Raw genomic sequence first — 2,246 nt, 5'->3', positions numbered from 1 at the left:
GATCAGCACCGTGCCCTTCGGCAGCAGCTCGGCGATCTCCGCCATCGCGTCGGCTTCGCGGGTCAGGAAGAACGGAAAGGCGGATTCCGGCCAGATCAGGATGGTGGCATCGCGCACGCCGGTCGATTGCGGACCGGAGGCGCGGTCCGACAGCGCCAGGTATTTCTTCATCACCTCCGCCTTGGCGGCGTAGTTGAATTTCGCGTCCTGCTGGAGGTTCGGCTGCATCAGGCGCAGCTTGGCACCCGCGACCATCGTGGTCGGATGCAGCRACAGGCGGATCGCGCCGAAGATGCTCATGACAATCAGAAGTGCGACTGCCGCGGCCGGCGCGCGCCAGGCCACGCGGCGATCGGGCGTGCGGTCGATCAGCGTCGCGGGGCTCGCAAAGATCGCGACCGCCAGGAACGTCATGCCCCACAGGCCGATCAGCGACGCCGTCTGTGCCAGCGGCAACGGCTCCGACAGCGCATAGCCGAACGCGTTCCAGGGAAAGCCGGTCAGCGCGTGACCGCGCAGCCATTCGGCGATGGTGAGGCTTGCCGCGAGCGCAAGCACGCGCGTGGCGTTCTTGGTCCAGAGCAGGCGTGCCAGCGCAAAACCGATCGCCGTGAAGATGGACAGATAGGCCGGCAGGCCCAGCACTGCGAACGGCGTCAGCCAGGCGAACACGTCGGCGTCGACGAAGAAGGCATAGCCGATCCAGTACAGGCCGGGCACGAAATAGCCGAGCCCGAACCAGTAGCCGGTCAGCGCCGCGGCGGGGATGCCGCCGTATCGTCCAGCGCCGGCGCCGTCGATCAGCCAGACCATAACCGGGAAAGTAATGAACAGCACCGGGAAGGCGTTGAACGGCGCCAGCGCCAGCACCGACAGCGCGCCGGCGGCCATGGCGAGGACGGCGCGCTTCCATCCCCAGGTGAGGATGATGGCTAGCGCAATCTGCCGGAGGCGCTGGAATGCGCTCACTGTGGGCCGGTCCCGTCGCTTGGCGGCGGGGTCGGCGTGTCACTTGCCGGCGGTTGACCGCTCTCCGGCGCGGCCTCGCGGCGTCGGCTCTCGCGCTGGGTGCGCAGCGCGGGGCGTTCCTTCCGCGTCGAGATGCGCAGCCGCTTGACGCGGCGCGGATCGGCATCGAGCACCTCGACCTCGTAATTGCCGGGGCCCGAGATCACCTCGCCGCGCACCGGCAGGCGCCCGACGAAGCTGACGAGATAGCCGCCCAGCGTCTCGACTTCCTCGCCGGCCTCGCCGGTGACGAAGTCCGCGCCGATCACGGTGCGGACGTCGTCGAGGCTGGCGCGGGCGTCGGCGATGAAGGCGTTGTCCGGCAGGCGCACGATCGAGGGCGGCTCGTCGCTGTCGTGCTCGTCGTCGATCTCGCCGACGATCTGCTCGACGATGTCCTCGAGCGAGACCAGCCCGTCGCTGCCGCCATATTCGTCGACCACCAGCGCCAGGTGGATGCGCGTGGCCTGCATCTGCGCGAGCAGGTCGATCGCGCGCATCGACGGCGGCACGTAGAGCAGCTTGCGGATGATGCGCGCGTCCTCGAGCGGCAGCGCGAGATCGACGGTACGAAGGTCGAGGCCGGCCGGCAGCGGCTTCTTGCGCTTGGTCTTGGTGGCGTCCGACACGCGCGCCCGCGCGGTCATGAACGCGAGCAGGTCGCGGATGTGGACGATGCCGACGGGATCGTCGAGCGTCTCGTTGTAGACGACGAGGCGCGAATGGCCGGCGCTTTCGAAGCGGTCCATCAGCTCGCCGAGCGGGATGTCGCGCTTCACCGCGATGATGTCGGCACGATGCACCATGACGTCGGCGATGCGGCGCTCGTGCAGACCGAGGATGTTGCGCAGCATGGTGCGCTCGACGGCGGAGAAGCCGGTGTCGTCGGGCGTCGAGGCGTCGAGCACGACCTGGAGATCGTCGCGCACCGATCCGGCCTTCCAGCCGAACAGCGTGCGGATCGCGCGCAGCAGCCAGCCCTCGGCGGTCGGACGCAGGACCTCGCCTGATGTCACCACGACAGGCAAATTGGGCGTGTTGCGGGGATTGTCGTGGGTCGGGTCCGAATCCGGCATCTCAGTGCGTCCCCGGGCGGTCGGCATAGGGATCGGGAATGCCGAGATGGGCGAGGATCTGCGTCTCCAGCGCTTCCATCTCCTCCGCGTCGTCGTCGTTCTCGTGGTCGTAGCCGATCAGGTGCAGGAAACCGTGCACGGCGAGATGGCTCAGATGGTGGT

3 protein-coding genes are annotated in these 2,246 nt (G+C 68.2%); all 3 read right to left on the bottom strand.

Translation table 11 applies throughout. From position 1 onward, the window contains the following. The coding region (gene lnt / locus AC1D00_RS37515; protein ID WP_477014138.1) for an apolipoprotein N-acyltransferase at positions 1-969 on the bottom strand (969 nt) is incomplete at its 3' end. After that, positions 966-2,084 (bottom strand): hemolysin family protein, encoded by a 1,119-nt coding sequence (locus AC1D00_RS37510; RefSeq protein ID WP_477014137.1) that lies wholly within the window; start codon positions 2,082-2,084, stop codon positions 966-968. The genes AC1D00_RS37510 and lnt, both read right to left, overlap by 4 nt. A 1-nt stretch (position 2,085) precedes the next feature. Continuing rightward, on the bottom strand, positions 2,086-2,246 hold a 161-nt coding region (ybeY, locus tag AC1D00_RS37505), incomplete at its 5' end, for an rRNA maturation RNase YbeY (RefSeq protein ID WP_477014139.1).

Source organism: Bradyrhizobium sp. P2_E8, from assembly GCF_056403875.1.
The sequence above is the reverse complement of the archived record's forward strand: the minus strand, read 5'-3'. Positions and strand labels throughout refer to the sequence as shown.

Excerpts from the sequence above, each read along its gene's own strand:
- AC1D00_RS37510 (WP_477014137.1), bottom strand. The coding sequence starts at position 2,084 with ATGCCGGATTCGGACCCGACCCACGACAATCCCCGCAACACGCCCAAT.